General features: G+C 36.4%; 3 protein-coding genes. 2 read left to right on the plus strand and 1 reads right to left on the minus strand.

What is annotated here, in order from left to right; genetic code table 11:
- Both C0Q33_RS09425 and C0Q33_RS09030 read left to right on the plus strand, forming a co-directional pair.
- The coding region (locus C0Q33_RS09425; protein ID WP_165776502.1) for a hypothetical protein at nucleotides 1-320 on the plus strand (320 nt) is incomplete at its 5' end.
- A 167-nt stretch (nucleotides 321-487) separates the two neighbouring features.
- Entirely contained in the window at nucleotides 488-1,666 is a 1,179-nt protein-coding gene (locus C0Q33_RS09030; protein ID WP_101478277.1) for an AAA family ATPase, read from the plus strand.
- 62 nt (nucleotides 1,667-1,728) lie between these two features.
- Here C0Q33_RS09030 and C0Q33_RS09430 read toward each other — a convergent pair.
- Nucleotides 1,729-1,915: hypothetical protein (locus C0Q33_RS09430; RefSeq protein WP_165776503.1), on the minus strand; the 187-nt coding region annotated here is incomplete at its 5' end.

Below are 1,915 nucleotides of genomic sequence, written 5' to 3' on the forward strand. Positions count from 1 at the left end.
AGCTTGACAAACTCAAATCCATTACAGGAATCAAAAAAGAGATCAGGATAATCTGGTCTCCAAGACAGAATGGGAAAAAAGAAGGTGAAGTTATAGGCAATACAATCTACATCTATTCCACAAGCTCTCATATGGCACTGGAAACTCTGAGACACGAATTTTTTGATCTAATTGTTAGCAATGCAATAAAACCCTACATGAATCTGGTAAACGCCCTATTGTCAGTCATCGGAGAGAGCGCCTACAAGAATAAAGAGGAGGCTGTCGAGTCCTTGTTGTTGCTGTGTCAATCTGCAGCAAATGGGCACCTTGCGTCTTGAAAGATTCTGTGTATCCATCTGTTCCAATTTTAAAGATGAATTTGTTACGCCAAAAGGCGTTACGCCAGATGGCGTAATATGTGACTGTTTTAGTTGCAACACAGTTATGCATTATTAATTTCCCCAAACCCTGTAAAGTTTAAATCCTGTAAAGGTTACAGTATAGTGTGTCGTTTACGCTATATTCAGTAACTGGAAATGACTTCATAGGAAGAGAAGAACTAGTTGGCGAATTAACAAGAGAGCTCTCCTCCAAGAATAAAATCGGTTTCTCGTTGTCAGGAATAAGGCGTATAGGAAAAACAAGTATACTAAAAGAGGTTGAAAGTAGATTGACAAAACAGCGTATACCTGTTATCTATATCTCAATATGGAGAATCTTGCCAACTACTATTGATGAATTTACAAGAGTATTGGATAGAGTTGCATTAAGTGCATTTGAACATAAACTACCAAAGAAATTCAAATTTGAAGAGCTTCTAGTAACTGGCGCAAAAGCATTAGGCAATTTTCTTTCTGGCCTTAATTTATCTGCCAAAGTTGCAGAAGATCTCAAGCTATCCTTATCATATATCAAAAAAGAATCAGAGGATGTCGAGGAAGCTGTTACAAAATCTATCTCTTTAATAGAACATTTGGCAGAGATGACAAAAACCAAATGTGTTCTGATCATCGATGAATTTCCGTCCATAGTTGAGCTTACTTACGGAGAAAAAAACAGAAAGATGGGATTCGATATAGTAAAATTGATACGCACATTATTTGAAGACTTCAAGTATACAAAACTAGTGGTTTCCGGATCTTATCGTGATACACTAGATAACTTGGTGGCAAAAACAAGTGCGCCTTTCTACAAACAGCTACTTCTTCGAGAAGTAGAACCTTTTACTAAGGATGAATTTGACAAGTTCATCACACATTATCTTCCAGATCTAAAGTTTATTGACAGTCAAACAAAAGAAGAACTTTACAAGATTTCTAGTGGAATTCCATACAATCTACAGCTTTTAGGAAAAGAAATTCAGTTACATGATATGGTAAAACTTGATAGCAAAAAACTTTATGATATTGTTAAAACGATATTAAAGAAAGAAGGAGAGCAATCATTTAAAGAATTTACAGAAAACCAGACCCCATCAGAAATTAAGGTGTTAAAGGCACTTGCAAAGTCTCCTGAAAAAAAGCCTACAGATATTGAAAAGGATGAATTCATGAGTAATGCCACCATAAGTTCAGCACTAGTTTCACTTTGTAGCAAGGCAGTTTTGAAAAGACGGGAACGTGGAATCTACGAATTTACTGATAATCTATTTGCCGAATGGCTCAAAGTATCAGAAATCATGTAAATGTTACATCCTCTAAACTTTACGCGGTTTGGGGAAATTAATAATGCATGCTTGTTATTTTGCTATACGAGCCTGCGGATCAAGATCCTGCCACTTGAAAGCTCTTTTACTATATCCCAGCCTTTTTTGACATACAGGACAAGATCGTCTTCATCGACAAGTTGACTATCGTATCTTTCGCCCTCTTTTTCTTTCATTGACTCCTGGATTGCAATCTTGATTGCCTCAATCTTGTTTTCGACTGGAACA

The sequence above is a fragment of the Candidatus Nitrosotalea bavarica genome, assembly GCF_900167955.1.
Lineage (GTDB): Archaea > Thermoproteota > Nitrososphaeria > Nitrososphaerales > Nitrosopumilaceae > Nitrosotalea > Nitrosotalea bavarica.